This is a genomic window from Streptomyces sp. NPDC085596, from assembly GCF_044541565.1.
GTDB lineage: Bacteria > Actinomycetota > Actinomycetes > Streptomycetales > Streptomycetaceae > Streptomyces.
In genome coordinates this window covers 492,952-515,804 of sequence record NZ_JBITTC010000005.1, presented here as the reverse complement: position 1 = coordinate 515,804, position 22,853 = coordinate 492,952, and the positions used below count along the sequence as shown (strand labels likewise).

Genomic DNA, 22,853 nt, shown 5'->3' with positions numbered 1-22,853 from the left:
CACAGGCGGGACCCCGCCTCCGACCCCGGAAACACAAGGGCCCCCCACGCACCTGCCAGAGCCGACCTACCCTTGCTGCCTTCCGGCCCTGGGGGAGTTCAGTCAGATAGCACCGCGTGGGGGGCTGCGGAAAGAGTACCTGATCCGGACCTCTGCGAGGTACCCCGCTCGAACCCGTGAAGAGCGCCCGCCCGAGGCCGGGAACGAGGTTCGCGAGCACTCCCCGCGGTCATGTAATGTTTGCCGCGGAGGATTCGCCTAGTGGCCTAGGGCGCACGCTTGGAAAGCGTGTTGGGGGCAACCCCTCACGAGTTCGAATCTCGTATCCTCCGCCAGTGCCTCACCGGGCACTAACGTCGAAGGGCCCCACTGCTTGCAGTGGGGCCCTTCGACGTTAGTGGTTGCGGTTTTGGTTACATTTACCTCGCGCCCCCAGCCGTCGCCGATCCTCCGAGCGCCGTGCGGCTTGGCCGAGGGACCAGCGCCGAGAAGGATCAGTCACTTCCGTGGACGTGACTGCCCGCAGGGGCGGGCTCAGCGAAAACGACGCGCTTGTCAGTGCACAGCCATATCGTCACTTCCCGGGGTTAAAACGGGCCGAGACGGCGGAGGACGGACACCAACATGCGGGCTGAGGAATCACACTTCGCCGACCTGGTGCAGGGGCGAGCCCAGCAGTTCCAGGTCCCGCTCTACCAGCGGACGTACTCCTGGACGGAGAAGCAGCTCGCACAGCTGTGGGGCGACATCCTGGACCAGGCCGAGCTGGTCGATACGGATGCGACAGCGAGCACGCACTTCCTCGGCTCTGTCGTGCTTGCGCCCTCACCTCAGAACGAGGCAACGTTCCCGCGCTGGCTCGTCGTCGACGGTCAGCAGCGGCTGACCACTCTCTCCCTCGCGCTCGCCGCCATCCGTGACCACATCGCCGACACACAGCCGGAAGAGTCGGAGCGCATCGACGAGGAATACCTCATCAACAAGCGCAAAAAGGGCGGAGACCGTTTTCGCCTGCTGCCGACCCAGGCAGACCGGCCGCAGTATGCCGCGCACGTGCACGGTGTGCAGTCGGAGCAAGCATCGGGAGACAGGGTCGCCGGGGCCTACCGCTTCTTCCGTCGCAAGCTTGTGGAACTCGTGGAGACGGACGACCTTGCAGGCCCGCAGGATGTGCTGCGTTTCGAGCAGGCCATCACGTCTCGACTCACGCTGGTCACCGTAACCGCGGAGCGTGGCGACAATGTGCACCGCATCTTCGAGTCCCTCAACAACACCGGCCTGAAGCTCAGCCAGGCCGACCTGCTGCGCAACTACTTGTTCATGCGCCTACCGACCCGTGGCGAGCAGGTGTACGAGACTCACTGGCTGCCGCTGCAGAGCAGCCTGAGCAACGACGAGCTCGAACAGCTCATGTGGCTGCAGTTGGTCCTCGACGGAGACGACCGGGTCCGTCGTCAGGACCTGTACACCGCTCAGCAACAGCTCTTCGAGCGCCAAGCGGTGAGCGAGGCGCAGACTGAGGCGGATATCGAGGCGTACATCAAGGAGCTGCACCGCCGCAGTGCCCACTTCCGGAAGATGATCCGCCCGGAGGAGGAGCCGGACCCTCTGGTCCGCGGCCATCTGAAGCGGTTGCACGACTGGCAGGCCGTGGTGACCTATCCCGCGCTCATGCTGGTACTCGATGGGCAGGATCGGGGAGATGTCAACGCCGCCGAGGCAGCCCGCGCCATGTCGTACATCGAGAGCTTTCTGGTGCGGCGGACGATCTGCAGGGTGCCGACAAACAACCTCAACAGGATCTTCCAGTCCGTGCCGGCACAGCTTCCGCAGAACATCGGCGTGGCCGACGGGCTGCACCAACTCCTCTCCGCTGAGAACCGCTTCTGGCCCGATGACGAGGAGCTGCGCGAGAAGATTCGTACCGCGCCGTTCTACCAGTACGGACGGCCGAACCAGCGTCGGCTGGTGCTCCAGCGGATGGAGGAGAGCTACGACCACCCCGAGCCGGTCGACTTCACATCGGCGCAGCTGACCATCGAGCACGTAATGCCACAGTCGCCCGGCCACGAGTGGATGCGCATGCTGGACGACGAGACCACGCAGGGCGAGAGCGCGGAAGACCTACATTCCCGGCTGCAGCACACACTCGGCAACCTGACGCTGACCGGCGTGAACTCAGAACTGTCTAACCACCCCTTCGAGCGCAAGCAAGGGCTGCTCGAAGGCAGCCACCTGGAGATGAACCGGCGCATCGCCGCCACCGAACGCTGGGGCGCCAAGGAGATCCTGGCTCGGGCCGGCGACCTCGCCGACCGGGCCATCCGCATGTGGCCCGCCCCTCTGAGCGGTGTTGGACGCGCCGAGCGCAGCCGGGACTGGCGCCTCGCCCATCAGGTACTAGCCGCGCTTCCACACGGCACCTGGACGTCCTACGGAGACCTTGCCGCGTTCATCGGCTCGGGGGCGCAGGCCGTGGGCGTCCACCTGGCCAGCACCAATGGCGTGGCCAACGCCTACCGGGTGCTGAACGCTGATGGGAAGATCGCAGATGGTTTCCGTTGGACCGGATCGGACGGCGGCGACGTGCGTGCCCGGCTGGGCTCCGACGGTATCCACTTCACGACCACGGGAGCAGCTGATCCAGCGCAGCGCCTCAGCATGAACGATCTCGCCCTGCTCCTTAACAGTGCCGAGGGCCAAGCTGCGGAGACAAATCCGCAGCCCCATCCTGAGCAGCAGGGAGAAGAGACCAGAGCCGCGCGGTTCATTCGCCAACTCGCGGTGGACGACACAGCCGCGACCGTCTCCGCCATCCAAGAGGTCCTCGCCCATTGGGAAAAGCTCGGTGGGTGGATCGGATATGGCGCCGGCGAGGTCATGACCAGTGCATTCCTCATGCTGGGACAGGCCGGGGCCCCGGGCCGGGGCATCTGGCCGCTGACGCTCTACCCCGGCAGTGGACGCGGTGGCACGGCGGAGGTCGTGTTCCTCCATCTGGCGAACCGGGAGCCCTTCGCAGACCGCGCTCTGCGCGCCGAGCTGCTGAACCGGCTGAACGGGATGAAGGGCGTCTCGCTCCCGGAGGGCAAGCTGGAGCTGCGGCCCAGCTTCCGCCTATCTGTGCTGGAAGACGACGGAACCAGAGAGCGCCTGTTCGCGACGCTGGCCTGGTTCCGGGATTGTTGGGAGGGGAGGGAGTTGACCTGATGCATTCCATCAGCTCCGGTGAGCCGGCAGGGAGCGCGGCTCATTCGCTGTGCTCCCTGCCTCGGCGGCATGCCCCTTCCTGAAGGATCAGACACACCGCTTACGCAGACAACAGGTGCCGCGTCATCGACGAGGAGCTCCGGGAGAAGTGACACTCGCCGAGCTCCGCCAGATGATCTACGAGGCCATCCAGATCGGCTGCGCGACGGCGAACAGCCCTGCGCTGTCAGTGCTCTTGCTTACGCTCAAGCGACGAACCCAGACAGATGCGAGAGGCTGCGCGAGATGAGTAACGAGGACGGCATGTCCCCCGAAGTGCAGCGCATGATCGAAGAAGCGCAGGCCATGATGACCGAGGAAGTCTTCGAGGAGACGCTCCGCACCAAAGCCGGCGCGGAGCCCAACGACCTGGCTACGTTGCTGAATCTGGTGGCCATCGGCCTCACCAACAGCGCCTGGCGCAACAGCTGCGTCGAGAACTGGCACGCCGAAGGACGCTTGTCGGACGGCGACATGATGCGGATCAACAGCTACACCACCGATTCCGTACGCCGACGCCTGACGGGTTGGACCACCGAATTCGGGATCGTCTCGGCGGACAGCAGTGCACTGGCAGTAGTCGACGTGGACCACGTAGACGTTCTCGCCGGTCGTCTCTTCCGATGGTTCACGAATCCCCAGCGCAAACTCCCCACTGGGATGACGCTCGGCGAACTGGCGCGGTCCAAGGAAGACCTCGAAGAGTACGAGGACCACGCTGACCGCCAGCTCGGCGCATTCGCTGGACAGATGGAGGAAAAAGGCGTCCGTTTTGGCCTGCTCCGCACCGCATGCCACGGCGCACTCGCCTGCTCTAGGTGGTGGGCGCACCCCGCATGGCCCGAGCTCGTCGAGCGTTTCGTCACCGTCCTCGACAGCGTCGAGGACCCTCACTGGGGTCCGAGCGGTGAGTGGCGTAAGAAGCTGAGCTCCGAACCGCCCTCCATACAAGACCGCGGTTCTCTGCGCACCCTGCTGCTGCAATCCCCATGGAAACTGGACAACAGGGCGGCCGAGTGGATCACAGGCGCCGGCATCGGGTACATCACGTCCACAATCGCATTGGGCTAGAACATCTCGCATATCCAGCGCAACGACATAAAGCAGACGGTCGCCCAACACAGACCGTCCGTACCTAGTTGGAAGCCAGCTGGGGGCTCCCTCTGAGGAGTTCGAGTCTCCTGACCTCCGCCCGCACCTCAACGGGCACGAAGTCGAAGGGTGGGCGGGATCCGTGCAGATCGCGGGAATCGACTTGTACGTCAATCATCCGGTCATGGCCCTGGGGTCCCCGGACTGGATACGTGACGACCTGGAGCTGGGAGGCGCCCCCGCCGCATCCTCCGACACCGACGTCGTCGTCCGCGTACAAGCACAGATATTGCGGGTGGCAGTGGACGATCCGCGAGGGTACGCGCGCGCTGCTGACGTGGTCCTCCGAGCCGAGGAGTAGAGCCGCACGCGCAATCGAGCCTGCGTGGTGGCCGAAGGGGAGAAACGACGATGGAAAATCCGCTGGGGCTTGTCCAGCGGGGCCTGGGAGAAGGCCGGCTACCAGATCAAGTCGATGAACAAGGATGCGAAGTTCCCAGCGATCTGCGCCGAGTCTCCCGGCAGCTACGGGATCGCTCTGACGGTGAGCGCCAAGCCGCAGGTCTTCTTGGGCTGCGTCGGCTGTAGCCGAAATGCGGTGGGCCCGGAGGCGGGTCGCGTTGTAGCTTGCGGCGTATGGCTGACAAGCAAAGGGGCAATGCCGCGTAGGCGCCCTTCGGCCCTGCGGGGCGAGCGGGCGGGCCGGCGCTACAGGCGACGGTTTCCGCTCATTGATCGACTCTCCGGCTCTTGTACGGCCGCTCTGCGCCGGCTGGAGTGGGAGCGGTGCTGGGGTGAGGACACGGAAGTGGCTTTCTGGCACTGGAAGGCGCTGGCTCATGGGCCGTTACGGGAACTTGAGGGCGCGTTCGAGGAGTATTGCGGCGTTTCTGAGTGCGGGTGTTACAGCTTCGGCTTCCGGGAGCACCTCGAGGTCGTGCTGCATGCCCTGCCGAAGAAGAGCGCTCGGGAGCTGCGTGCACTCGTGTGGGCCCTCGACGAGAAGATCCTTGCCAAGGCTTACGAGCTGATGCCCGGTTCGTCGTGGGCGCGTAGGTAGATGCGGGTGCGGGTGGGGCGCAGTCGGTCCAGAGGGCTCCGGCCGTGAGCGGGATCGTCGGGGTTGCCACCGTCAGGGCTGATCAGGGCGTTCCGGGGGATCACCGGCCGGCTCCCCGTTCCATCAGCGCCCGCACGCCCGCCTCGATCCCCTCCACGACCGGCTCCGGCGGGACCTCCGGGTCGGTCGGCGCAGGGTGGGTCGTGCGGGCCAGGACCGGGAGTTCGAGTTGGACCCCGCCGTCCCTGGTCAGATTCACCGGGTTGTCGGGGTGGAGGCCCCGTAGGGGATGGGGGATGTCGGACAGGGTCGTGATCGTAGAGAAGGCTGGGGCCGAGTCGGAGAGGGCGGCGGCCAGGACGCGGGCCGCCGGGCGGTTCGAGCCGCCCGCGTAGATCGTGCGCGGGGTGGCTCGGCGGTTGTGGCCGTGGAGGGAGATGGTCAGGGTGGTGTGGGAGAGGAAGGTGGTCAGGGGGGCGCAGGGTGACATCCGAGTGGACGGGATGTGGGTCGGGGGGCCCGTCGGCTGGGTGAAGGTCAGCAACGTCGCTCCCGTGCGGGTCGCCACCTCCGTCGCCAGTTCCGCCGTGCCGCCCTCGACGCCGCCGTGCAGGGCCAGCAGGCCGACGGGGGCGCCCAGGGTCAGCGTGGTCAGGAAGTCCACGCCCTCGATCCGCACATGCTCGGTCCGCATCCGGCTCAGCGTGCCACCCGTACCGTGCGGGAGACCGTCACCTGGTCGAGGTCCGACACCCGTACCGTCACCTTCATCGTCCAGGTGCCGGGGATCGGGAGGTCGAAGGAGTTCGTGGCCCAGTAGCCCCCGCGGTCGGCGACCTCGGTGTCCAGCGGGCCCAGACGCTGGGCCGGGAGGGTCATGGTGATGCGGAGTTCGGGGACGGCCGCCAGGGCGCCGTTCGCGCCGTAGACCACCGCCTGGACGGAGTTCGGGCCCACCCGGCCGGGATCGAAGGTGATCTGCACCTTGCCGTGGCCGCCGGCGCCCACCGTGAACGGGACCGTCGTGACCGAGGCCGCCGGGATGCCCGTCTCCGCCGTGGCCGCCTCCTCGGCCGCCCGGCCCGGCAGGGTGCTGGTCAGCAGGGTCGTCAGGACCAGGACCACCACACCCACGGCCGCCTCCGCCAGTACCGAGCGGCGCAGGTGGCGGAAGGGGAGGCCGGTGTCGGGCACCGCGGGTACGGGGAGTGCCGGGCCGCCCGCGGGCTCCAGGACCTTCGCCGCCGGGACCGCCGCCAGGCGGGCCGTCCAGCGGCGCGACCACGCCGCCGCCGCCAGCAGCAGCACCACCGCCGCCAGCTTCGCCAGCAGCACGCGGCCGTACGTCGTGTCCGTGAGCGCCTGCCAGCTGCCGAGGCCGCGCCAGGACTGGTAGACGCCCGTCAGCACCAGGACGATCACCGAGGCCAGCGCCAGGCGGGAGAAGCGGGTCACCACCCGCGGCGGGACGACGGAAGCCGCGCGCAGGGTCAGCAGCAGGGCCGCCAGGCCGCCCAGCCATGCCGCCGTCGCCAGCAGGTGGAGGGTGGTGGAGGCGATGGCCAGCGGGACCTGGATGCCGGCCGAGGCGTGTTCGGCCGCCGACCAGGTCAGGGCGAGGGCCACGGCCAGGGTCGTCCCGGCGGTCAGGGCGGCCGGACGCGGTACGGCTCCGCCCCAGCGGCGCAGGCACAGCGCGCCGATGGCCGCCACCAGCAGCAACGTCAGCCGGGCGAGCAGCAGTTCACCGGGCCGGGTGGTCAGGGTGCGGCCGAGGGAGGCGAGGGTCGGGGCGGTGCCCTCCTCGTACGGGCCCCGCAGCAGGAGCAGGGCGAGCGTCGAGCCGAGCAGGGCGGCGGCGCCGACGCGGAACAGCGGGCGCAGCGGGGCGCGGCGGGGCGGCCGGCAGTACGCGAGGAACGCGGTCGCGCCCAGCAGGAGGGCGACGGCGAGGTACGCGAGGTAACGGGCGATGTTGTAGAGGCTGGTGGTGGTCCGGTTCTCGGTCTCGCCGGGGGTGGTGGCCGTCGTCACCGTGCGCTCGCCCACCGAGAAGGTCAGCGCGCCGGAGACGGGGTGGCTGTCGGCGGACACCACGCGCCACGCCACCACGTACGTGCCCTTGGCCATCCGCTTCGGGAGCGGCACACGGACCGTGTCGGAGCGGCCGGGGGCGTGGTCGGCCGGGCCGGTGCGCAGCCGGTGGTTCTCGGGGTCGTAGACGCGGAACGAGTCGGTGAGCAGGCCCACCGACTCGGTGTACGTCAGGGTCAGCGTGCGCGGGGCCCGCTGGAGGATCGTTCCGTCCTCCGGGTCGGTCGCGCGCAGGGCCGCGTGCGCGGAGGCGGGGGACGCGGTGCCGAGGACGAGCAGGAGCATGCTCACGGTGGCCAACAGCACGCGCTTGAGAGCTCGTTCACGGTCGCGCACGTCGCCCAGCCTCCGTCATCGGACCCCGCCCTGTCCCCCGCCTGTACGGATGTTCGCGGCGGCGCGCTCAAACCGTACCGGTGGCCTCCGGGAACGCGGTCTCGCGGGTGAGGAAGGCGAGACGGGCGCGCTTCTCGGGCAGGTACACGTCCGGCAGGTCGATCTCGGGGAGGACGACCTCGGGGCCGGGGGCGAAGCCCTGGCGTTCGAAGCGGGCGATGGCCTTGGTGTTGCGGACGTCCGGGTCGACCACGACCCGGCTCCGCCCCAGGACCAGCAGGACGTACTCCGCCATCGCGGTCAGCAGGGCCGAGGTCCAGCCGGGGCGGTGGCCGTCGGGGGCGGCGGGGGCGAGGAGGAGGTGGACACCCATGTCTCCGGGGCGGACCTCGTAGCACTCGCCCACACGGTCGGCGGCGGGGTCGTACGTCTGGAGGAGGGCGGCCGGTGCGCCGTCCTTGGTGACGAGGTGGGCGTGGTGGGTGTCGAGGGTGGTCATGTGGGTGTAGATCTCGGCGACTTGGGCTTCGGTCAGGCCGGTCATGCCCCAGAAGACGGCGCGGTCCTCGCTGACCCAGGTGTGGATCACCGGGGTGTCCGTCTCCGGGTCCAGGGGGCGGATGCGGACGGTGCCGTAGCCGGGGATGTGCTTCTCGTGGGGCGGGAGTCGGGTCGCGGTCTCAGACATGTGCTTCCTCGGGAATGTCGGTGGTCTCGGTGTGTTCGAGGGTGAGTCGGGTCCAGTCGGTGACCACCTGGGCCAGATCTCCCTTGAGCCACAAGGGGAGTTGGTCTCGGTGGTGGGAGTTTCCGGGTACGCCGTCCGCGCCGAAGGGGACGATCCAGCGGCTGTTCTCGCGGTCGTCCAGGTCCCAGACGTAGCGGGCGGCGGGGCCTCGGGCGGCCAGGTCGGTGATGCCGGGGACGGCGGTGGTGCAGTTCACGCAGTCGTGGTCGCCGGCCAAGCCCGGTTCCGTGTACGGGTCTTCGGGGAGAGCCCGCCAGGGGGCCACGCGGTGGCTGTCGGCCCAGGGGCCGGCGGGGGGTGCGGCCGCCGTCTCCTCCAGGGCCGCGCGTACGGTCTCGCGGCGGTCGATCCCGTACAACTCCTCTGCCTTCAGCAGGTGTTCCAGCGCGAAGCCGATGCGGGCCGTGAGGGACATCCAGGGGAGGAGGACCTCGGGGTAGGCGGGGGGTTCGGTGAGGGCGGCGAAGGCCGGGTGGGCGGCGAGGCGGCGTACGACCGCGGTGCGCAGGGCCGCGTACACCGCCGCGTCGGTGCTGGCGGCGTCCATGTGGCGGTTCCAGGACAGCAGGCGCTCGCGGAGGCGGGCCGCTTCGGGGGTGAGGGCGTCGAGGGTGGCGAGGTGGTCCAGGAGGGGGGTGGCGGAGGCCAGGTGGGTGTCGGTGTGGATGGCGGGGAGGTCGGTGGCGGACCAGGTGGGGCGCTGCTCCAGGAGGGTGCGGATGCGGTTGGCCCGGTGGGGTGGGGCGAACTCGACGCCGAGGGGGGTGGCGGGGCCGCGCTGGTTCGCCATCACGGCCATGCCGTTCTCCAGGGTGGCGTACGGGGGTGTGTGCCAGCCCTGCCATTCGTGGCCCTTTTCCCAGGCGGGGACCAGGCGGAGGCTGTTGGCACGGGGGCGTACGGGGACTCGGCCGGCGATCCTGTGGAGTACGGCGCCTTCGGTGTCGGCGGCCTGTACGACGTTCACCGGCTCGGTCCAGGCGTCCAGGGCTCGGTCCACGTCGGCGACGGTGCGGGCCCGCAGGAGGGGGAGCAGGGCGCTGAAGCCGAGGTCTTCCGTCACGCGGGGTGGGTAGCGGAGGGCGACGGCCGTGGCGGGGGGTTCCGCCTCGGCGGACGATTCCCGCGCCTTCACCACCCCTTCCAGTCCTCCCAGCCCCTCCGGGCCCCCCGCGATCACAGGCCCCCGTTCCGTCTCGATGATCTCGACCTCCACCGACCCCTCCCCCGCGACCTCCACCACCTCCACGTGGCGAGCAGCCCGGTGCCAAGTTCCCTCTGAGGAAAGGGACTCGACGCCCGCGCCGGTTCGCCGGAGGTGTTCGCGGTAGAGGTCCTGGTAGTCGGCCATGGCGTTGGTGATGGCCCAGGCGACGGTGCCGGCGTGGGCGAAGTGGGCGATGCCGGGGACGCCGGGGACGGCGAGGCCGACGACGTCGAACTCGGGGCAGGAGAGGCGGATCTGCTGGTAGACGCCGGGCTCCTCCAGGAAGCGGTGCGGGTCACCGGCGAGCAGGGGCAGCCCGGTGGTGGTGCGGGCGCCGGAGAGGAGCCAGCCGTTGCTTCCGGCGGTGCCGGGGCCGTCCGTGGCGAACAGGCCGACCGCCTCCGGACCCAGGTGCCGTACCGCCTCCTCGCGCCACAGCTTGGCCGGGAAGCCGGCGAACAGGATGTGCGTGCCGAGCCAGACACCGAGGGGAGTCCAGGGCTCCCAGCGGCCGGGAGCCAGACCCACCCGCGCGAACTCCGGTGTGCGCGCGGCCCCTTCGGGCAGGCCCGCGTTGACGCCGTCGACGTAGGCGCGGACCCAGTCCGCCGTCTCCGGGTCCCGTCTCTCCAGCGCGGCGAAGCAGCGTCTCGCGGTGTCGTCGAGGCGGGCGCGGCGGGCGAACACGTCCCAGGGGAGGGCGGAGGCGCCGAGGAAGGACGCCGAGGTGCCCTGGGCGCGGTGCCGTTCCACCTCCAGCTGCCAGGCGCGGTCGACCGCGGTCACCCGGCCCTGGGCGCGGGCGAGTTCACGGGCACTGGTGGCGCGCAGATGGGGGATGCCCCAGGCGTCGCGGTAGGTCTCGGTGGTCACCCTGGAGCACCCTTCCGTTTTAGGTTAGCCTTGCCTAACTTCACAGCCAGGTGGAGGAATCGTACGCGAGGGGCGGAGACACGATGGGTCAGGGTCGGGGCTGGGAGGGAGCGGTACTCAAGCTGCTGCGGGCGAAGGACTTCACGTTCACGGTGACCGGCACCGAGGACATCACCCCGCACTACCGGCGGCTGCGGATGACCGACGGCGGACTGCTCGCGGCGACCGGGGTGCACCCCACCATGTGGGTCCGCCTGTGGTTCTCCGACGACGGCCGCCCCCACCAGCGCGCGTACACGCTCGTCGACCCCGATCCCGAGACCGGCACCTTCGCCCTGGAGTTCGCCCTGCACGAGGGGTGCGCCTCTGACTGGGCCCGCGCGGCGAAGGAGGGCGACACCGTCGAGGCGACCGTGCAGGGCACCGGCTTCCAGCGCCCCGACCCCGACCCCTCGCACGTCCTGGTGGTCGGTGACACCGCCTCGCTGCCCGCGATCAACTCCCTGCTGAGGGAGCTGGGTTCGGCCCCGGCGACCGTCTGGTTCGAGGGCACTCTCGACGGGCTCCCCTCCGGCGCCGCCCCGGAGCGGCACGAGATCCGCGAGGTACCGCGCCAGGAGGCGGGCAGGCACCTGGTCGAGCGGGTCCGCGCCGAGCTGCCCGAGATCCTGTCCGGCACCGAGCACCCGTACGTGTGGATCGCCTGCGACACCGCGACAACCCGCGCCCTCGGCTCGTACGTCCGCAAGGAGCTGAACGTGCCCAAGCAGCGCGTGCACGCGCTGGGGTACTGGCGGGCGGACTGACTCCCCGCGCGGGATCATGGACGCATGGACGTCACCCTGCACCTCGCCCAGGACCCCGAGGCCGACGCGCTGCTCGGCCGCAGCCCGCTCGCCGCGCTCACCGGGATGCTGCTGGACCAGCAGATCCCGATGGAATGGGCGTTCAAGGGCCCGGAGACCATCGCGCGCCGCATGGGCACCGACGACCTGGACGCGCACGACATCGCGACCCGCGACCCGGAGGAGTTCGCCGCGCTGCTCTCCGAGAAGCCGGCCGTGCACCGCTATCCGGGCTCGATGGCCAAGCGGGTGCAGACCCTGTGCCAGTACCTGGTCGAGCACTACGACGGTGACGCCGAGGCGGTCTGGCGGGACGCCGGCAGCGGCGCCGAGCTGTTGAAGCGGCTGGAGGCGCTGCCCGGCTTCGGCAAGCAGAAGGCGCAGATCTTCCTCGCCCTGCTCGGCAAGCAGCTCGGGGTCACACCCGAGGGGTGGCGGGAGGCGGCCGGGGCGTACGGCGAGGCGAAGTCGTACCGCTCCGTCGCCGACATCACCGGCCCGGAGTCGCTGGTCAAGGTGCGGGCGCACAAGCAGGAGATGAAGGCGGCGGCCAAGGCTGCCAAGGCCCAGCCGAAGAAGGGGTAGCACCGGTCGGGTGCCCCCGAGTGGCGGAATGTCCCCGTTCGGTCCAAGCATGGAACATGACCGAGCCTCCCATCGGCGGCCCCACGCAGGGCGGCCCGTACGACCCGAACACCGGCGCGGGCCGGGCCCAGCCGCCCGGCACCGCCCCCGGTACCGCCCCCGGCCCCGACGCGCACCGCCTGGAGAAGGACCGTGAGCGCGCCGAGCGGGCGCATCACGAGCCCGAGGAGCCGTTCGAGGGCCCGCTGCACGCGCTGTCCCAGGCGGCCTGGCAGGTCGTCCTGCTCACCGGCATCGCGTCACTGATCCTCGGCATCCTGGTGCTGGTCTGGCCGGGGGCCACGCTGGTCGCGGTAGGCGTGCTGTTCGGCCTCTACCTCCTGGTCAGCGGCATCTTCCAGCTCGTCTCCGCCTTCGGCACGCACAGGAAGACCTCGCTGCGGGTGCTGGCCTTCCTCAGCGGCGGTCTGTCGATCCTGCTGGGGCTGCTCTGCTTCCGGGGGCCGATGCAGTCGATCCTGCTGCTCGCCCTGTGGATCGGCATCGGCTGGCTGATCCGGGGCGTCACCCAGACCATGGCCGCCATCTCCGACAAGAACATGCCCGCCCGCGGCTGGCACATCTTCCTCGGCGTCGTCACCTTCATCGCCGGCATCGTCCTGATCGACTCCCCCTTCGAGTCGGTGGCCGTGCTGACCCTGGTCGGCGGCTGGTGGCTGATCGTCGTCGGCATCGTCGAGATCATCACCTCCATCCGGATCAAGAGCCGGGCCAAGGAGATTCCGCAGACGGTCTGACTCCCCACCCTCGCCCCCCGCTCCCTCCGTTCGTCAACCTCCCGCCGCTCCCGTACGCCGAGCGAGCGGATCTGGGCGGCCGGAGGCGGAGCGGGGGGTTCCGGTGGGGAGATGACCTGCGTGAGCACCGCACGTCCTCGCGCCTCGCGCGTTCGCCTCTGGTTCCGGGTCCTCGTGCTGCTGCTCGCCCTGTCGGTGCCCGGCGGCCATGTGGCGCCGGCTCAGGCAGGAGGGGGGCCGAGCACGGTCCAGGAGTGCGAGCACGACCTGCCCGCCACCCCGGCCCGCCCCGGCGCGAGCGCCCGGCATCGCGCCGACACCCCCGACCGCACCGCTCCCCCGCCCGACCCCGCGCCCGGCCCGCCCGGCACGGCACCGGGCACGAAGCGGACGCGGCCGCCGTACACCGCACCCCTCCTGCGCACGGTCGTCCTGCGCTGCTGACGGAGCCGAGCAGTCGGCGCAGCTCTGTCAGCTCGACACAGGAGGACCACAGCCATGCCCATCGACCCTTACGCGGTCCTGCGCGCCCTGTTGCGCGCGGAGGCCAGGCGCAACGCGCCGCACCGGCCGGACAGTGAAGCAGCCCAGCAGCAGCGGCCGCCGAAGGAGAAGCGCCGCTGATGCCCTGGCGGGGGCGGGCTACCGCCTCCGCCGGGCCGTGCCGAACAGGGACCGGGTGATCTCCCGGCCGAGCTGGCTGCCGATCGAGCGGGCCAGCGACCTGAACATGCCGCTGCCGACGACCTGTTCCACCAGCGAGGGATCTTCGGCCGGCGTCTTCTCCCGCTTGGCCTTGGGGGCCTCGGCAGGGGTCTGGGCCCCCGCCAGCCTCTCGTACGCCGACTCGCGGTCCACAGCCTGTGCATAACGTTCGTGGAGCGGGGACTCCCGTACCGCGCGGTCCAGCTCGCCCGCGTCCACCGGGCCCATCAGGGACTCCGGCGCGCGCAGCCGGGTGGCGGCGACCGGGGTGGGGGCGCCGTTCTCGCTGAGCACGGTGATCACGGCCTCGCCGGTGCCGAGGCCGGTGAGGAGTTCCTCCAGGTCGTACGGGGAGTCGGGGAAGGTCTTCACAGTCGCCTTCAGCGCCTTCTGGTCGTCCGGGGTGAAGGCGCGCAGGGCGTGCTGGACACGGTTGCCGAGCTGGCCGAGGACGTCGGAGGGCACGTCCTTCGGGGTCTGGGTGACGAAGAAGACGCCGACCCCCTTGGACCGGATCAGCCGCACGGTCTGCGTGATGGCGTCCAGGAACGCGGCCGAGGCGTCGTGGAAGAGCAGATGCGCCTCGTCGAAGAAGAACACCAGCTTCGGCTTGTCCACGTCCCCCACCTCGGGCAGGTCGTGGAAGAGGTCGGCCAGCAGCCACATCAGGAACGTGGAGAACAGCTGCGGCTTGTCCTGCACCGCGGGCAGCTCCAGTACGGAGACCAGGCCCCGCCCGTCCGGCGCGAGACGCAGGAGGCCGGCGGTGTCGAACTCGGGCTCGCCGAAGAAGTCCGTCATGCCCTGCGCCTCGAACGCGGTCAGCGAGCGCAGGATCACCCCGGCCGTGGCGGTGGACAGCCCGCCGATGCCCTTCAGTTCGGGCCTGCCCTCGTCGGAGGTGAGGAAGGCGACGACCGCGCGCAGGTCCTTGAGGTCGATCAGCTCCAGGCCCTTGGTGTCGGCGTAGTGGAAGATCAGGCCGAGGGACTGCTCCTGAGTGCGGTTCAGGCCCAGCACCTTGGACAGCAGCACCGGCCCGAAGCTGGTCACCGTGGCCCGTACCGGGATGCCGTGGCCGATCCCGCCGAGCGCCAGGAACTCCACCGGGAACCCTTGCGCCGACCAGCGCTGCCCGGTCTCGGCGGCCCGCGTGCTCACCCGGTCCCCGCCCTGGCCCGGCCGCGCGATGCCGGACAGGTCGCCCTTGACGTCCGCGAGGAACACCGGGACGCCCTGCGCGGAGAGTTGTTCCGCGATCAGCTGGAGCGTCTTGGTCTTGCCGGTGCCGGTGGCGCCCGCGACCAGCCCGTGCCGGTTGAGCATCGGCAGCGGCACCCGCACCTGTGCGTCCGGGTGGCACACCCCGTCCCACAGCAGCGCGCCGAGGTCCAGCGCGGGGCCGGTGAAGGCGTACCCGGCGGCGATCTCCCGGGCCGGGGCGGGCAGTTGCGCCGGGCCGGAGCCGCCGGCGGCGGGCGTGGTCGCGCTGTCGCTCATCTCAAGGCCCCTCGTCCCGGTGACCACCACTGCCGGTAGTCCCCGTAATGCCCGCTTTGCCGTGTCTTTTTCAGCGTCGCACTCCGCCGCCATGGCTGCGCCCGGAACGTCTGGGCCGGTAGGCTTTCCGTGTGATCTTCAAGCGCATCGGAAACGGCCGGCCGTACCCCGACCACGGCCGGGAGAGCACCCGGCAGTGGGCGGATGTCGCGCCGCGCCCGGTCCGCCTCGATCAGCTCGTGACCACCAAGCAGCAGCTCGACCTGGAGACGCTGCTCGCCGAGGACTCCACGTTCTACGGCGACCTCTTCGCCCATGTCGTGAAGTGGCAGGGCGACCTCTATCTGGAGGACGGGCTGCACCGCGCGGTCCGCGCCGCGCTCCAGCAGCGCCAGGTGCTGCACGCCCGCGTCCTCGAACTGGGCTGACCGGCCCGCCGCGCTCTTCGGGCAAGCCCGACTGACCCGTACGGCCCGCTTGTTACCCCTTTCGGGTTCCGCTACGCCGGATGGACTGATCATCTAATAGGCATCGCGGCCTCGGCGCACTACGCTGCGCTCATGAGCATGCTGACTCCCCCCGGCATGGGCGGCAAATACCGGATCACAGGGGACACCTACCCTCGGATGCGCCCGCCCCGGCGACGCGGCAGGCTCGTCGCCGCCGTCGTGGCCTCCGTGGCCGCGCTGGGCGTCGCCGGCTGGGGCACGCTGCAGCTCATCGACGTCTTCACCGGCGGCGACGGCTCGGTGTCCGGCCACGCGGCGGACTGCTCCGCCAAGGTCGCCTCCGCCGCACCGGTCAAGGCCCTGCCCAAGCCCGGCACGATCACCGTGAACGTCTACAACGCCACCACGCGCTCCGGTCTCGCCAAGCAGACGGCGGACGAGCTGAAGAAGCGCGGCTTCAAGATCGGCGACGTGGGCAACGCGGACAAGCAGTTCGACAAGAAGGTCAAGGGCACCGGGATGCTCATCGGTCCCGCCGGCGCCCTCGACACCACGCTGCCGGTGCTGAGCACCCAGCTGACCGACGCCGAGCGCCGCACCGACGCCGCCCGCAAGGGCACCGCGCTGGACCTGGTCATCGGGGACAGGTTCAAGACCCTCGCCCAGCGGCCCGCGGCCGACAGCGCGGTGACCAAGCTGACCGCGCCCGAGCAGGTGGCCGCGGTCACCACGGCCAAGAAGAAGACCTGCTGAACCGGGGCCGCCCGGCCGGGGCGGCCCCGCTCACCACCGTTATTCGGCGCAGCCGTACAGGCGGTCGCCCGCGTCGCCGAGGCCCGGGACGATGTAGCCCTGCTCGTTCAGACGCTCGTCCACCGCGGCCGTGACCACGGTGACCGGGGTGCCCGCCAGCTCGCGCTCCATGACCTCCACGCCCTCGGGGGAGGCCAGCAGGACCACGGCGGTCACGTCGTCGGCGCCGCGCCCGATCAGCTCGCGGATGGCCGCGACCAGCGTGCCGCCCGTGGCCAGCATCGGGTCCAGGACGTACACCTGGCGCCCGGAGAGGTCCTCCGGCATCCGCGAGGCGTAGGTCTCCGCCTGGAGCGTCTCCTCGTTGCGGATCATGCCCAGGAAGCCCACCTCGGCGGTCGGCAGCAGCCGGACCATGCCGTCCAGCATGCCGAGGCCGGCGCGCAGGATCGGCACCACCAGCGGGCGCGGGCGGGCGAGCTTGACGCCGGTGGTCCGCGCGACCGGGGTCTGGATGTCGACGACCTCGGTGCGCACGTCCCGCGTGGCCTCGTAGGCGAGCAGGGTGACCAGCTCGTCGGCGAGACGACGGAAGGTCGCGGAGTCGGTGCGCTGGTCGCGCAGCGTGGTGAGCTTGTGAGCGACCAGAGGGTGGTCGACGACGTGGAGACGCATGTCTTCAACAGTAACCGTGCCCGCCCCGTGCCTCGTGTCGGCATCAAACCGCCCGTCCGGGGGAATGCGGTGGAGACCGACCCGGGTGGTGAAACCGTGCCTGACCTGCCAGACCTGCCGAAGACCGGCCCGGCGACGACCGGGGAGATCGGGCCCTTCAGGCCCCCGAGGCCCGAGACGGACGCCGAACGCAGGCGCAGGCGGGCCCAGTTCCTCCGCGATCTGGCCGAGGCCCGGCAGCTGCGCGACCGGGTCCAGCCGCGCCGCGCCAAGGCGGCCCGGCTGCGCCACGCCATGCGCATGCGAACGTTCCGCTGGTAGCCCCCGCCGTCGTACGGTCCTGTCAGCAAGCACCGGGGAAACTCCCGGCGAGGATGATCGGCGCCCGTCCCGCGGCCGCGGAGACGGGCGTGCGTGGGCGCCGGCGCAGCCGCGTACGATCCGCAGGTGGCGGCAACGGGTGTGCTGGTGAGCCCTTTACGGACCCACGGTCGGCCGTCTGACGACGGACGATCGAAACAGCCGGACACGGGGAGCCGAAGACGCCCCTCGAGCGACTTGTTTCTGCCACGATTCCCAGTGGGCGGACCCCGGAGCGCACCAGCTCCCTCCCGCCCGGACCTCCGCCGGGGGGACCCCCAACCGGCACACCTATGACCAGTGGGAGAGTCACGGTGTACTTCGCCGCACTGCTCGCGCGCACCGAAGACGGGTGGAAAGCGAGCGACACGGAGCTCGACGATGTGGAGACCCTGTCCGATCTGGCCGACCTCGCCCGCGAGGCGTCGCCGGAGGAGGACACGGTGCTCGTCCTGATCGAGCAGGAGGACTCCTGGTTCGGGGTCGTCCGGGTGGACGGGGAGGAGGACCCCCGTATCTATGTCTCCGACGCGGCAGCCGCCGCCCGCAGCGCCTACGGGGAGCTGCTCCTCACCGATGAGCTGCTGGGCCGCGAACCCGGCGCCGACGACGGGCCCGACCTGGACGCCCTGGACCTCGACGGCACCGAGGACGGCGAGTCCGAGGAGGACGACGACGGCGAGGAGTCCCCGGACGCCGACGCCGTCCCGCACAGCCCGGTCGGCGACCGCGAGATCCTCGGCGATCTCGGGATCGGCGAGAAGGAGCTGCGTGCCCTGGACGCCGACGACGCCCTGGGCACGATCGCCGAGGTGCTGGGCGCCTCGGAGGTACTGGAGACCGTCCGCTGACCGCTCCGCACGAGACCCGAGGAACCGTGGACCCGGTACGCGACCCCTGGCATCCCGCGATGCGGCTCGCCCTGGCCGAGGCCGGGCGGGCCGCGCTCGGCGGTGACGTCCCGGTGGGCGCCGTCGTGCTCGGCCCGGACGGCACCACCGTGCTGGGCGCCGGGCACAACGAACGCGAGGCCACCGGCGATCCGACCGCTCACGCGGAGGTGCTGGCGCTGCGCCGGGCCGCAGCCGTGCTCGGCGAGTGGCGGCTGACCGGCTGCACGCTCGTGGTGACGCTGGAGCCGTGCACGATGTGCGCGGGCGCGCTGGTCCAGTCCCGCGTCGAACGGGTCGTCTACGGCGCCCGTGACGACAAGGCGGGCGCGGCCGGCTCGCTCTGGGACGTCGTACGCGACCGGCGGCTCAACCATCGGCCGGAGGTCGTGGAGGGCGTGCTCGCCGAGGAGTGCGCCCGGCCGCTGACGGAGTTCTTCCGGGGCCGCTGAAACGGCTGCTCAGAGGGCCCGGGCCCATCGATTTCTGCCGGTGGGGCACCTTGCTGTAAGGTCTCCCTCGGTAGCGTGTCCGAGCGGCCGAAGGAGCTCGCCTCGAAAGCGAGTGTGGCGTAACCCGTCACCGAGGGTTCAAATCCCTCCGCTACCGCTTGAGAAGGGCCCCGTCTTCGGACGGGGCCCTTCGTGCGTCCCCGCTCCGGCCCCCAATTGACAATCGTGTGCGTCCTGTTGGGTGCAGCAAGGCCCGTGACGGTTACACTCACCGCCGCAGGCAGGTCAGTGGGGTCAGAGAGACAGGGGAGGCCGCGGTGGCGGTGAACGCCAAGAAGATCGTCGTGTTCGCGCTCGTGGTCTTCGCCATGTACGCGATCATCACCGACCCGGCCAAGGCGGCCGACTACGTCCAGATAGCCTTCGAGGGCATATCGGACGCCGCCGGGGCCATCGGGGACTTCATGACCTGGGTCGTGGACGGCGCGAAGAACTGACCCGGCCGAAAGAGCAAGAGGTACGTCGCATGATCCGGCACCTGGTCCTGTTCAAGCTCGACGAGGGTGTCGAGCGCGACGATCCGCGCGTCGAGGCGGGCGTGGAGGCGTTCCGCGCCCTCGGCGGCCAGATCGCGGAGCTGCGCTCCTGGGAGTGCGGCTGGAACGTCACCGACCGCCCCATCGCCTACGACTTCGCCATCAACTCCTCCGTCGAGGACACCGGCGCCCTCCAGCGCTATCTGGACCACCCCGCCCATCAGGCGGGCGTCGCCCTGTGGCGGGAGTTCGCCACGTGGGTGATCGCCGACTACGAGTTCTGAGCCGGAGCGCACTCCGGACAGCGAGCCCTCCGCCACCACGGCGGGGGGCTTTTCGGGTGTGCCGATCCATCCATTGGCGTCGTTTGAGGCCCAACACGGCGTTATGCGGTGCTTGCACACAGTGCACATGTCTTGTGATGCTATGACCGCTTTTGACGGATGATTGACCGATGAAGAGGTGGCGTTGACCGTGTCGGCCAGTACTGCGCCGCCCCAGGCGGAGGCGCCCGCGACCCTCCCAGAGCCCTCCGCCACACCCCCTCCCGAGAAGCGCCGGGGTGCCGACACCCGCGCCCTGACCCAGGTGCTCTTCGGCGAGCTGAAGAACCTGACGCCGGGCACGCCGGAGCACAACCGCGTGCGTGGGGCGCTCATCGAGGCCAACCTCCCGCTGGTGCGCTACGCCGCCGCCCGCTTCCGCTCCCGCAACGAGCCGATGGAGGACGTGGTCCAGGTCGGCACCATCGGGCTGATCAACGCCATCGACCGCTTCGACCCCGACCGGGGCGTGCAGTTCCCGACCTTCGCCATGCCGACCGTGGTCGGCGAGATCAAGCGGTACTTCCGGGACAACGTCCGCACCGTGCACGTACCGCGCCGGCTGCACGAGCTGTGGGTGCAGGTGAACGGGGCCACCGAGGACCTGACCACCGCGCTCGGCAGATCGCCGTCCACCGCCGAGATCGCCGAGCGGCTGCGGATCAGCGAGGAGGAGGTGCTGTCCTGCATCGAGGCCGGACGCTCGTACCACGCCACCTCCCTGGAGGCCGCGCAGGAGGGCGACGGGCTGCCCGGACTGCTGGACCGGATCGGCTACGAGGACCCGGCGCTGGACGGCGTGGAACACCGCGACCTGGTCCGGCACCTGCTCGTCCAGCTCCCGGAGCGCGAGCAGCGCATCCTGCTGCTCCGCTACTACAGCAACCTGACCCAGTCGCAGATCAGCGCCGAGCTCGGTGTCTCCCAGATGCATGTGTCCCGGCTGCTCGCCCGGAGCTTCCAGCGGCTGCGGTCGGCCAACCGGATCGAGGCATGACCGGCGCACGGGAGCACGGAACGGAAAAGAGCAGGTAGACGCCGTTCGCATGCGGGATCGAATGATCACCGTCAGGAGCGAATCACGCTGCGCGGTCGGTGTCGGCAATTGTGCGCCGAAAGACCGTCAGACCCCGTTCTGCCAGGGGTTCTTGGCGTCTCACGTGTCGACATGTCACTACAGCGCGTTGCCGACATGTGACATTCTGCGGGAAGCGCGTTTGCCGAGGCTTCGGCTCCGGTATTCAGGTGAAGGCCGCACTGTCCGATCAGGACAGCGCGCCGACCGTCCCGCGACCCAAAGGGGGTGGCATGTCCGCAGAACAGGGCAGCTCGAAGGTGCTCACGAAGACCGTGGCAGCGCCGCAGAAGCTCGACGCTCTCGACGTCCTCGACGGATTCGAGGGCGCCGAGGCCCTCGACGCCGCGCCCGCCCCCGCCGCCCCGGCACCGGCGCCCGACGCGGCACCGCCCGCGGCGGAAGCAGCGCAGCTGCCGGTGCCCTCGGGGGACATCGACACCCGCACACTGTCCCGCTCCCTGTTCCTGCGGCTCGCCGCGCTCGGTGAGGACAGCCCCGAGCGGGGCTACGTCCGGGACACCCTGATCGAGCTGAACCTCCCGCTCGTGCGGTACGCGGCGGCTCGCTTCCGCTCGCGCAACGAGCCGATGGAGGACATCGTCCAGGTCGGCACCATCGGGCTGATCAAGGCGATCGACCGCTTCGACTGCGAACGGGGCGTGGAGTTCCCGACGTTCGCGATGCCGACGGTCGTGGGCGAGATCAAGCGCTTCTTCCGCGACACCTCGTGGTCGGTGCGGGTGCCGCGCCGGCTCCAGGAGCTGCGCCTGGCGCTGACCAAGGCCAGCGACGAGCTGTCCCAGCGTCTCGACCGCTCCCCGACCGTGCCGGAGCTGGCGGTCGCGCTCGGTGTCTCCGAGGAGGACGTGGTCGACGGACTGGCGGTGGGCAACGCCTACACCGCCTCCTCGCTGGACTCCCCGGCCCCCGAGGACGACGGCGGCGAGGGCTCGCTGGCCGACCGCCTCGGCTACGAGGACACGGCGCTGGAGGGCGTGGAGTACCGGGAGTCGCTGAAGCCGCTGCTGGCCAAGCTGCCGCCGCGCGAGCGCCGGATCATCATGCTGCGCTTCTTCGCCAACATGACCCAGTCGCAGATCGGCGAGGAGGTCGGCATCTCGCAGATGCACGTCTCGCGGCTGCTCACCCGCACGCTGTCCCAGCTGCGGGAGGGTCTCGTCTCGGACTGACGAACGACCGACGAGCGGCAGGCCCGCCCGGCCCGTGTCACGCGCTCCGGCGCGGACGCGGGCCGCGGGGCTTCGTGGGGGCCGTACGGCTCCCGTAGGCGGCGAGCGTGTTCAGGTACCGCCCGCCGGATGGGGCTCCGGGAAGGAGCCGGGGGTCACTTCAGCGCGAGCCAGGCGACAGCGGCGACGACGGCCACGGCCACGATGACGCCGATGATCAGGCCGACGCGGGGACCGGAGGAAGCGGCCTCCTGCTGGCGAACCGGGGGAGTCTCGTCGACGAACGCGCGGAACATCTGAGTGCTGCCTGCGGGGTCGTAATTGCCCTGGGGGCCCTGGGTGTTAGCCATGGGCCGAGACACTAGCGAATCCGGGTGCCCACCCCAAGTGCGGGGCCATGGGGACAGAGGCGGGCAGGTCACCCGCGCCCACCTGCACGTTTACGATCGCAATACTTGCCTTTGCCAAGTTTTTGCGCCGCCGCCCATCGATTTATTTGCCTACAGCAACCAAGCATCCCTATGGTTGCCCAAAGCAACGAATACGGGAGGTGTGATGGCCGAGCAGGCGCAGTTCGAGGAGCTGGCCCGTCAGCTCAGTGCCGTCGGCGCCGTGAAGCGCGACATCGGGCGGATACTCCCGCCCGACTGCCCGGCCGGTTCGGCCGCCGTGCTGACCCTGCTCGGCCGTCACGAGGAGATGCGCATGAGCAAGCTCGCCGAGCTGCTCGCCGTCGACATGTCGGTCACCAGCAGGCATGTCGCCCACGCAGCCGCGCGCGGCTGGATCGAGCGGTCGCCGGACCCGGCGGACAAACGCTCGCGCATCCTGCGCCTGACGCCCGCGGGCCACGACCAGCTCGTGGAGCTGTCGCTGCGCACCAGCCGGCTGCTGGCCGAGCGGCTGAGCGACTGGACCGACGACGAGGTCGCCCAGCTCATCCAGCTGATGACCCGGCTGCGCGCGTCGTTCGGCGACTGCCGCACCGGCGTGCCGAGACCGGCCGCCCCCGTGTCCGAGGAAACCCGTACACCCGCGATCACGTAAGTAAAGGAA

Annotated in this window: 26 protein-coding genes, 2 tRNA genes and 1 other RNA gene; 21 read left to right on the top strand and 8 right to left on the bottom strand. The window is 70.4% G+C overall.

From position 1 onward, the window contains the following. Positions 1 to 32 precede the first annotated feature (32 nt). Positions 33 to 129, bottom strand: an RNA gene (ffs, locus tag ACIGA3_RS18475) — signal recognition particle sRNA small type. A gap of 118 nt (positions 130 to 247) precedes the next feature. Between ffs and ACIGA3_RS18470 the strand changes: the two genes are divergently transcribed. From ACIGA3_RS18470 to ACIGA3_RS18450, 5 genes are all read left to right on the top strand, one after another. Beyond that, a tRNA-Ser gene (locus ACIGA3_RS18470) sits at positions 248 to 335 on the top strand. A 289-nt stretch (positions 336 to 624) separates the two neighbouring features. After that, a complete protein-coding gene (locus ACIGA3_RS18465; protein ID WP_399716528.1) occupies positions 625 to 3,210 on the top strand; it encodes a DUF262 domain-containing protein in 2,586 nt (861 codons plus the stop codon). A 285-nt stretch (positions 3,211 to 3,495) separates the two neighbouring features. After that, positions 3,496 to 4,320: a hypothetical protein gene (locus tag ACIGA3_RS18460; protein ID WP_399716525.1), complete on the top strand. Its 825-nt coding sequence runs from the start codon at positions 3,496 to 3,498 to the stop codon at positions 4,318 to 4,320. Between the two features lie 205 nt (positions 4,321 to 4,525). Further along, on the top strand, positions 4,526 to 4,702 hold the full coding sequence (locus tag ACIGA3_RS18455) for a hypothetical protein (RefSeq protein ID WP_399716522.1): 177 nt from the start codon (positions 4,526 to 4,528) through the stop codon (positions 4,700 to 4,702). Between the two features lie 24 nt (positions 4,703 to 4,726). Then, positions 4,727 to 5,401 carry a hypothetical protein gene (locus ACIGA3_RS18450; protein ID WP_399716519.1) on the top strand — a complete coding sequence of 225 codons (675 nt, stop codon included), beginning with the start codon at positions 4,727 to 4,729 and terminating at the stop codon, positions 5,399 to 5,401. 100 nt (positions 5,402 to 5,501) lie between these two features. Here the strand turns inward: ACIGA3_RS18450 and ACIGA3_RS18445 are convergent, their stop codons facing one another. The 4 genes from ACIGA3_RS18445 to ACIGA3_RS18430 all read right to left on the bottom strand — a co-directional run bounded on the left by ACIGA3_RS18445 (position 5,502) and on the right by ACIGA3_RS18430 (position 10,659). Then, positions 5,502 to 6,095 carry a poly-gamma-glutamate hydrolase family protein gene (locus ACIGA3_RS18445; RefSeq protein WP_399716516.1) on the bottom strand — a complete coding sequence of 198 codons (594 nt, stop codon included), beginning with the start codon at positions 6,093 to 6,095 and terminating at the stop codon, positions 5,502 to 5,504. A 5-nt stretch (positions 6,096 to 6,100) separates the two neighbouring features. Beyond that, a complete protein-coding gene (locus tag ACIGA3_RS18440) occupies positions 6,101 to 7,780 on the bottom strand; it encodes a copper resistance protein CopC (RefSeq protein WP_399716688.1) in 1,680 nt (559 codons plus the stop codon). A 118-nt stretch (positions 7,781 to 7,898) separates the two neighbouring features. Continuing rightward, positions 7,899 to 8,519, bottom strand: coding sequence for a GNAT family N-acetyltransferase (locus ACIGA3_RS18435; RefSeq protein WP_399716513.1), 621 nt, complete (start codon positions 8,517 to 8,519; stop codon positions 7,899 to 7,901). Then, positions 8,512 to 10,659 (bottom strand): penicillin acylase family protein, encoded by a 2,148-nt coding sequence (locus tag ACIGA3_RS18430; RefSeq protein WP_399716510.1) that lies wholly within the window; start codon positions 10,657 to 10,659, stop codon positions 8,512 to 8,514. The genes ACIGA3_RS18435 and ACIGA3_RS18430 overlap by 8 nt, the downstream gene beginning before the upstream one ends. Before the next feature lie 83 nt (positions 10,660 to 10,742). Between ACIGA3_RS18430 and ACIGA3_RS18425 the strand changes: the two genes are divergently transcribed. From ACIGA3_RS18425 to ACIGA3_RS18405, 5 genes are all read left to right on the top strand, one after another. Then, complete coding sequence (locus ACIGA3_RS18425) at positions 10,743 to 11,465, top strand: siderophore-interacting protein (protein WP_399716507.1); 723 nt, start codon at positions 10,743 to 10,745, stop codon at positions 11,463 to 11,465. 24 nt (positions 11,466 to 11,489) lie between these two features. Further along, positions 11,490 to 12,089, top strand: coding sequence for an HhH-GPD-type base excision DNA repair protein (locus ACIGA3_RS18420; protein WP_399716504.1), 600 nt, complete (start codon positions 11,490 to 11,492; stop codon positions 12,087 to 12,089). A gap of 56 nt (positions 12,090 to 12,145) precedes the next feature. Beyond that, entirely contained in the window at positions 12,146 to 12,886 is a 741-nt protein-coding gene (locus ACIGA3_RS18415) for an HdeD family acid-resistance protein (protein ID WP_399716501.1), read from the top strand. A 120-nt stretch (positions 12,887 to 13,006) separates the two neighbouring features. Then, the gene (locus ACIGA3_RS18410; protein WP_399716498.1) at positions 13,007 to 13,330 is read left to right on the top strand and encodes a hypothetical protein; all 324 of its coding nucleotides are present in this window, start codon (positions 13,007 to 13,009) and stop codon (positions 13,328 to 13,330) included. Positions 13,331 to 13,384: 54 nt separating this feature from the next. Then, positions 13,385 to 13,510, top strand: a complete 126-nt coding sequence (locus ACIGA3_RS18405) for a hypothetical protein (RefSeq protein WP_399716495.1) — start codon at positions 13,385 to 13,387, stop codon at positions 13,508 to 13,510. 18 nt (positions 13,511 to 13,528) lie between these two features. On the opposite strand, the gene ACIGA3_RS18400 is transcribed toward ACIGA3_RS18405, so the two are convergent. Beyond that, entirely contained in the window at positions 13,529 to 15,091 is a 1,563-nt protein-coding gene (locus tag ACIGA3_RS18400; protein WP_399716491.1) for a helicase HerA-like domain-containing protein, read from the bottom strand. A gap of 131 nt (positions 15,092 to 15,222) precedes the next feature. Here ACIGA3_RS18400 and ACIGA3_RS18395 point away from each other — a divergent pair, with 131 nt between their 5' ends. Further along, the gene (locus ACIGA3_RS18395; protein WP_003986294.1) at positions 15,223 to 15,519 is read left to right on the top strand and encodes a type II toxin-antitoxin system VapB family antitoxin; all 297 of its coding nucleotides are present in this window, start codon (positions 15,223 to 15,225) and stop codon (positions 15,517 to 15,519) included. A 132-nt stretch (positions 15,520 to 15,651) separates the two neighbouring features. Then, a complete protein-coding gene (locus tag ACIGA3_RS18390; protein ID WP_399716487.1) occupies positions 15,652 to 16,293 on the top strand; it encodes a LytR C-terminal domain-containing protein in 642 nt (213 codons plus the stop codon). Between the two features lie 39 nt (positions 16,294 to 16,332). Here the strand turns inward: ACIGA3_RS18390 and upp are convergent, their stop codons facing one another. Further along, entirely contained in the window at positions 16,333 to 16,968 is a 636-nt protein-coding gene (gene upp / locus ACIGA3_RS18385; protein WP_399716485.1) for a uracil phosphoribosyltransferase, read from the bottom strand. Positions 16,969 to 17,064: 96 nt separating this feature from the next. On the opposite strand from upp, the gene ACIGA3_RS18380 reads away from it, so the two are divergent. From ACIGA3_RS18380 to ACIGA3_RS18345, 8 genes are all read left to right on the top strand, one after another. Beyond that, positions 17,065 to 17,289, top strand: a complete 225-nt coding sequence (locus ACIGA3_RS18380) for a hypothetical protein (RefSeq protein WP_399716482.1) — start codon at positions 17,065 to 17,067, stop codon at positions 17,287 to 17,289. A gap of 353 nt (positions 17,290 to 17,642) precedes the next feature. After that, a complete protein-coding gene (locus ACIGA3_RS18375; protein ID WP_399716685.1) occupies positions 17,643 to 18,179 on the top strand; it encodes a hypothetical protein in 537 nt (178 codons plus the stop codon). Between the two features lie 59 nt (positions 18,180 to 18,238). Continuing rightward, entirely contained in the window at positions 18,239 to 18,670 is a 432-nt protein-coding gene (tadA, locus tag ACIGA3_RS18370) for a tRNA adenosine(34) deaminase TadA (RefSeq protein WP_399716683.1), read from the top strand. A 69-nt stretch (positions 18,671 to 18,739) separates the two neighbouring features. Next, positions 18,740 to 18,827 (top strand) — tRNA-Ser (locus tag ACIGA3_RS18365). 160 nt (positions 18,828 to 18,987) lie between these two features. Then, a complete protein-coding gene (locus ACIGA3_RS18360) occupies positions 18,988 to 19,167 on the top strand; it encodes a hypothetical protein (RefSeq protein WP_399716479.1) in 180 nt (59 codons plus the stop codon). A 29-nt stretch (positions 19,168 to 19,196) separates the two neighbouring features. Continuing rightward, positions 19,197 to 19,490, top strand: coding sequence for a Dabb family protein (locus ACIGA3_RS18355; RefSeq protein WP_399716476.1), 294 nt, complete (start codon positions 19,197 to 19,199; stop codon positions 19,488 to 19,490). A 184-nt stretch (positions 19,491 to 19,674) separates the two neighbouring features. After that, on the top strand, positions 19,675 to 20,526 hold the full coding sequence (locus tag ACIGA3_RS18350; protein WP_202494712.1) for an RNA polymerase sigma factor SigF: 852 nt from the start codon (positions 19,675 to 19,677) through the stop codon (positions 20,524 to 20,526). Between the two features lie 311 nt (positions 20,527 to 20,837). Next, the gene (locus ACIGA3_RS18345) at positions 20,838 to 21,797 is read left to right on the top strand and encodes an RNA polymerase sigma factor SigF (protein WP_399716473.1); all 960 of its coding nucleotides are present in this window, start codon (positions 20,838 to 20,840) and stop codon (positions 21,795 to 21,797) included. Between the two features lie 155 nt (positions 21,798 to 21,952). On the opposite strand, the gene ACIGA3_RS18340 is transcribed toward ACIGA3_RS18345, so the two are convergent. Further along, on the bottom strand, positions 21,953 to 22,147 hold the full coding sequence (locus ACIGA3_RS18340) for a hypothetical protein (protein WP_161150299.1): 195 nt from the start codon (positions 22,145 to 22,147) through the stop codon (positions 21,953 to 21,955). Positions 22,148 to 22,352: 205 nt separating this feature from the next. Between ACIGA3_RS18340 and ACIGA3_RS18335 the strand changes: the two genes are divergently transcribed. Continuing rightward, the gene (locus ACIGA3_RS18335; protein ID WP_399716470.1) at positions 22,353 to 22,844 is read left to right on the top strand and encodes a MarR family winged helix-turn-helix transcriptional regulator; all 492 of its coding nucleotides are present in this window, start codon (positions 22,353 to 22,355) and stop codon (positions 22,842 to 22,844) included. Positions 22,845 to 22,853: the final 9 nt, after the last annotated feature.

Bases quoted from the DNA above. Each gene is read 5' to 3' on its own strand.
- ACIGA3_RS18335 (WP_399716470.1), top strand. From the start codon at position 22,353: ATGGCCGAGCAGGCGCAGTTCGAGGAGCTGGCCCGTCAGCTCAGTGCC.
- ACIGA3_RS18440 (WP_399716688.1), bottom strand. From the start codon at position 7,780: ATGCTCCTGCTCGTCCTCGGCACCGCGTCCCCCGCCTCCGCGCACGCG.
- tadA (WP_399716683.1), top strand. From the start codon at position 18,239: ATGCGGCTCGCCCTGGCCGAGGCCGGGCGGGCCGCGCTCGGCGGTGAC.
- ACIGA3_RS18405 (WP_399716495.1), top strand. From the start codon at position 13,385: ATGCCCATCGACCCTTACGCGGTCCTGCGCGCCCTGTTGCGCGCGGAG.
- ACIGA3_RS18400 (WP_399716491.1), bottom strand. From the start codon at position 15,091: ATGAGCGACAGCGCGACCACGCCCGCCGCCGGCGGCTCCGGCCCGGCG.
- ACIGA3_RS18345 (WP_399716473.1), top strand. From the start codon at position 20,838: ATGTCCGCAGAACAGGGCAGCTCGAAGGTGCTCACGAAGACCGTGGCA.
- ACIGA3_RS18420 (WP_399716504.1), top strand. From the start codon at position 11,490: ATGGACGTCACCCTGCACCTCGCCCAGGACCCCGAGGCCGACGCGCTG.
- ACIGA3_RS18435 (WP_399716513.1), bottom strand. From the start codon at position 8,519: ATGTCTGAGACCGCGACCCGACTCCCGCCCCACGAGAAGCACATCCCC.
- ACIGA3_RS18415 (WP_399716501.1), top strand. From the start codon at position 12,146: ATGACCGAGCCTCCCATCGGCGGCCCCACGCAGGGCGGCCCGTACGAC.
- ACIGA3_RS18445 (WP_399716516.1), bottom strand. From the start codon at position 6,095: ATGCGGACCGAGCATGTGCGGATCGAGGGCGTGGACTTCCTGACCACG.
- ACIGA3_RS18355 (WP_399716476.1), top strand. From the start codon at position 19,197: ATGATCCGGCACCTGGTCCTGTTCAAGCTCGACGAGGGTGTCGAGCGC.
- ACIGA3_RS18460 (WP_399716525.1), top strand. From the start codon at position 3,496: ATGAGTAACGAGGACGGCATGTCCCCCGAAGTGCAGCGCATGATCGAA.
- ACIGA3_RS18340 (WP_161150299.1), bottom strand. From the start codon at position 22,147: ATGGCTAACACCCAGGGCCCCCAGGGCAATTACGACCCCGCAGGCAGC.
- ACIGA3_RS18390 (WP_399716487.1), top strand. From the start codon at position 15,652: ATGAGCATGCTGACTCCCCCCGGCATGGGCGGCAAATACCGGATCACA.
- ACIGA3_RS18425 (WP_399716507.1), top strand. From the start codon at position 10,743: ATGGGTCAGGGTCGGGGCTGGGAGGGAGCGGTACTCAAGCTGCTGCGG.
- ACIGA3_RS18465 (WP_399716528.1), top strand. From the start codon at position 625: ATGCGGGCTGAGGAATCACACTTCGCCGACCTGGTGCAGGGGCGAGCC.
- ACIGA3_RS18455 (WP_399716522.1), top strand. From the start codon at position 4,526: ATGGCCCTGGGGTCCCCGGACTGGATACGTGACGACCTGGAGCTGGGA.
- upp (WP_399716485.1), bottom strand. From the start codon at position 16,968: ATGCGTCTCCACGTCGTCGACCACCCTCTGGTCGCTCACAAGCTCACC.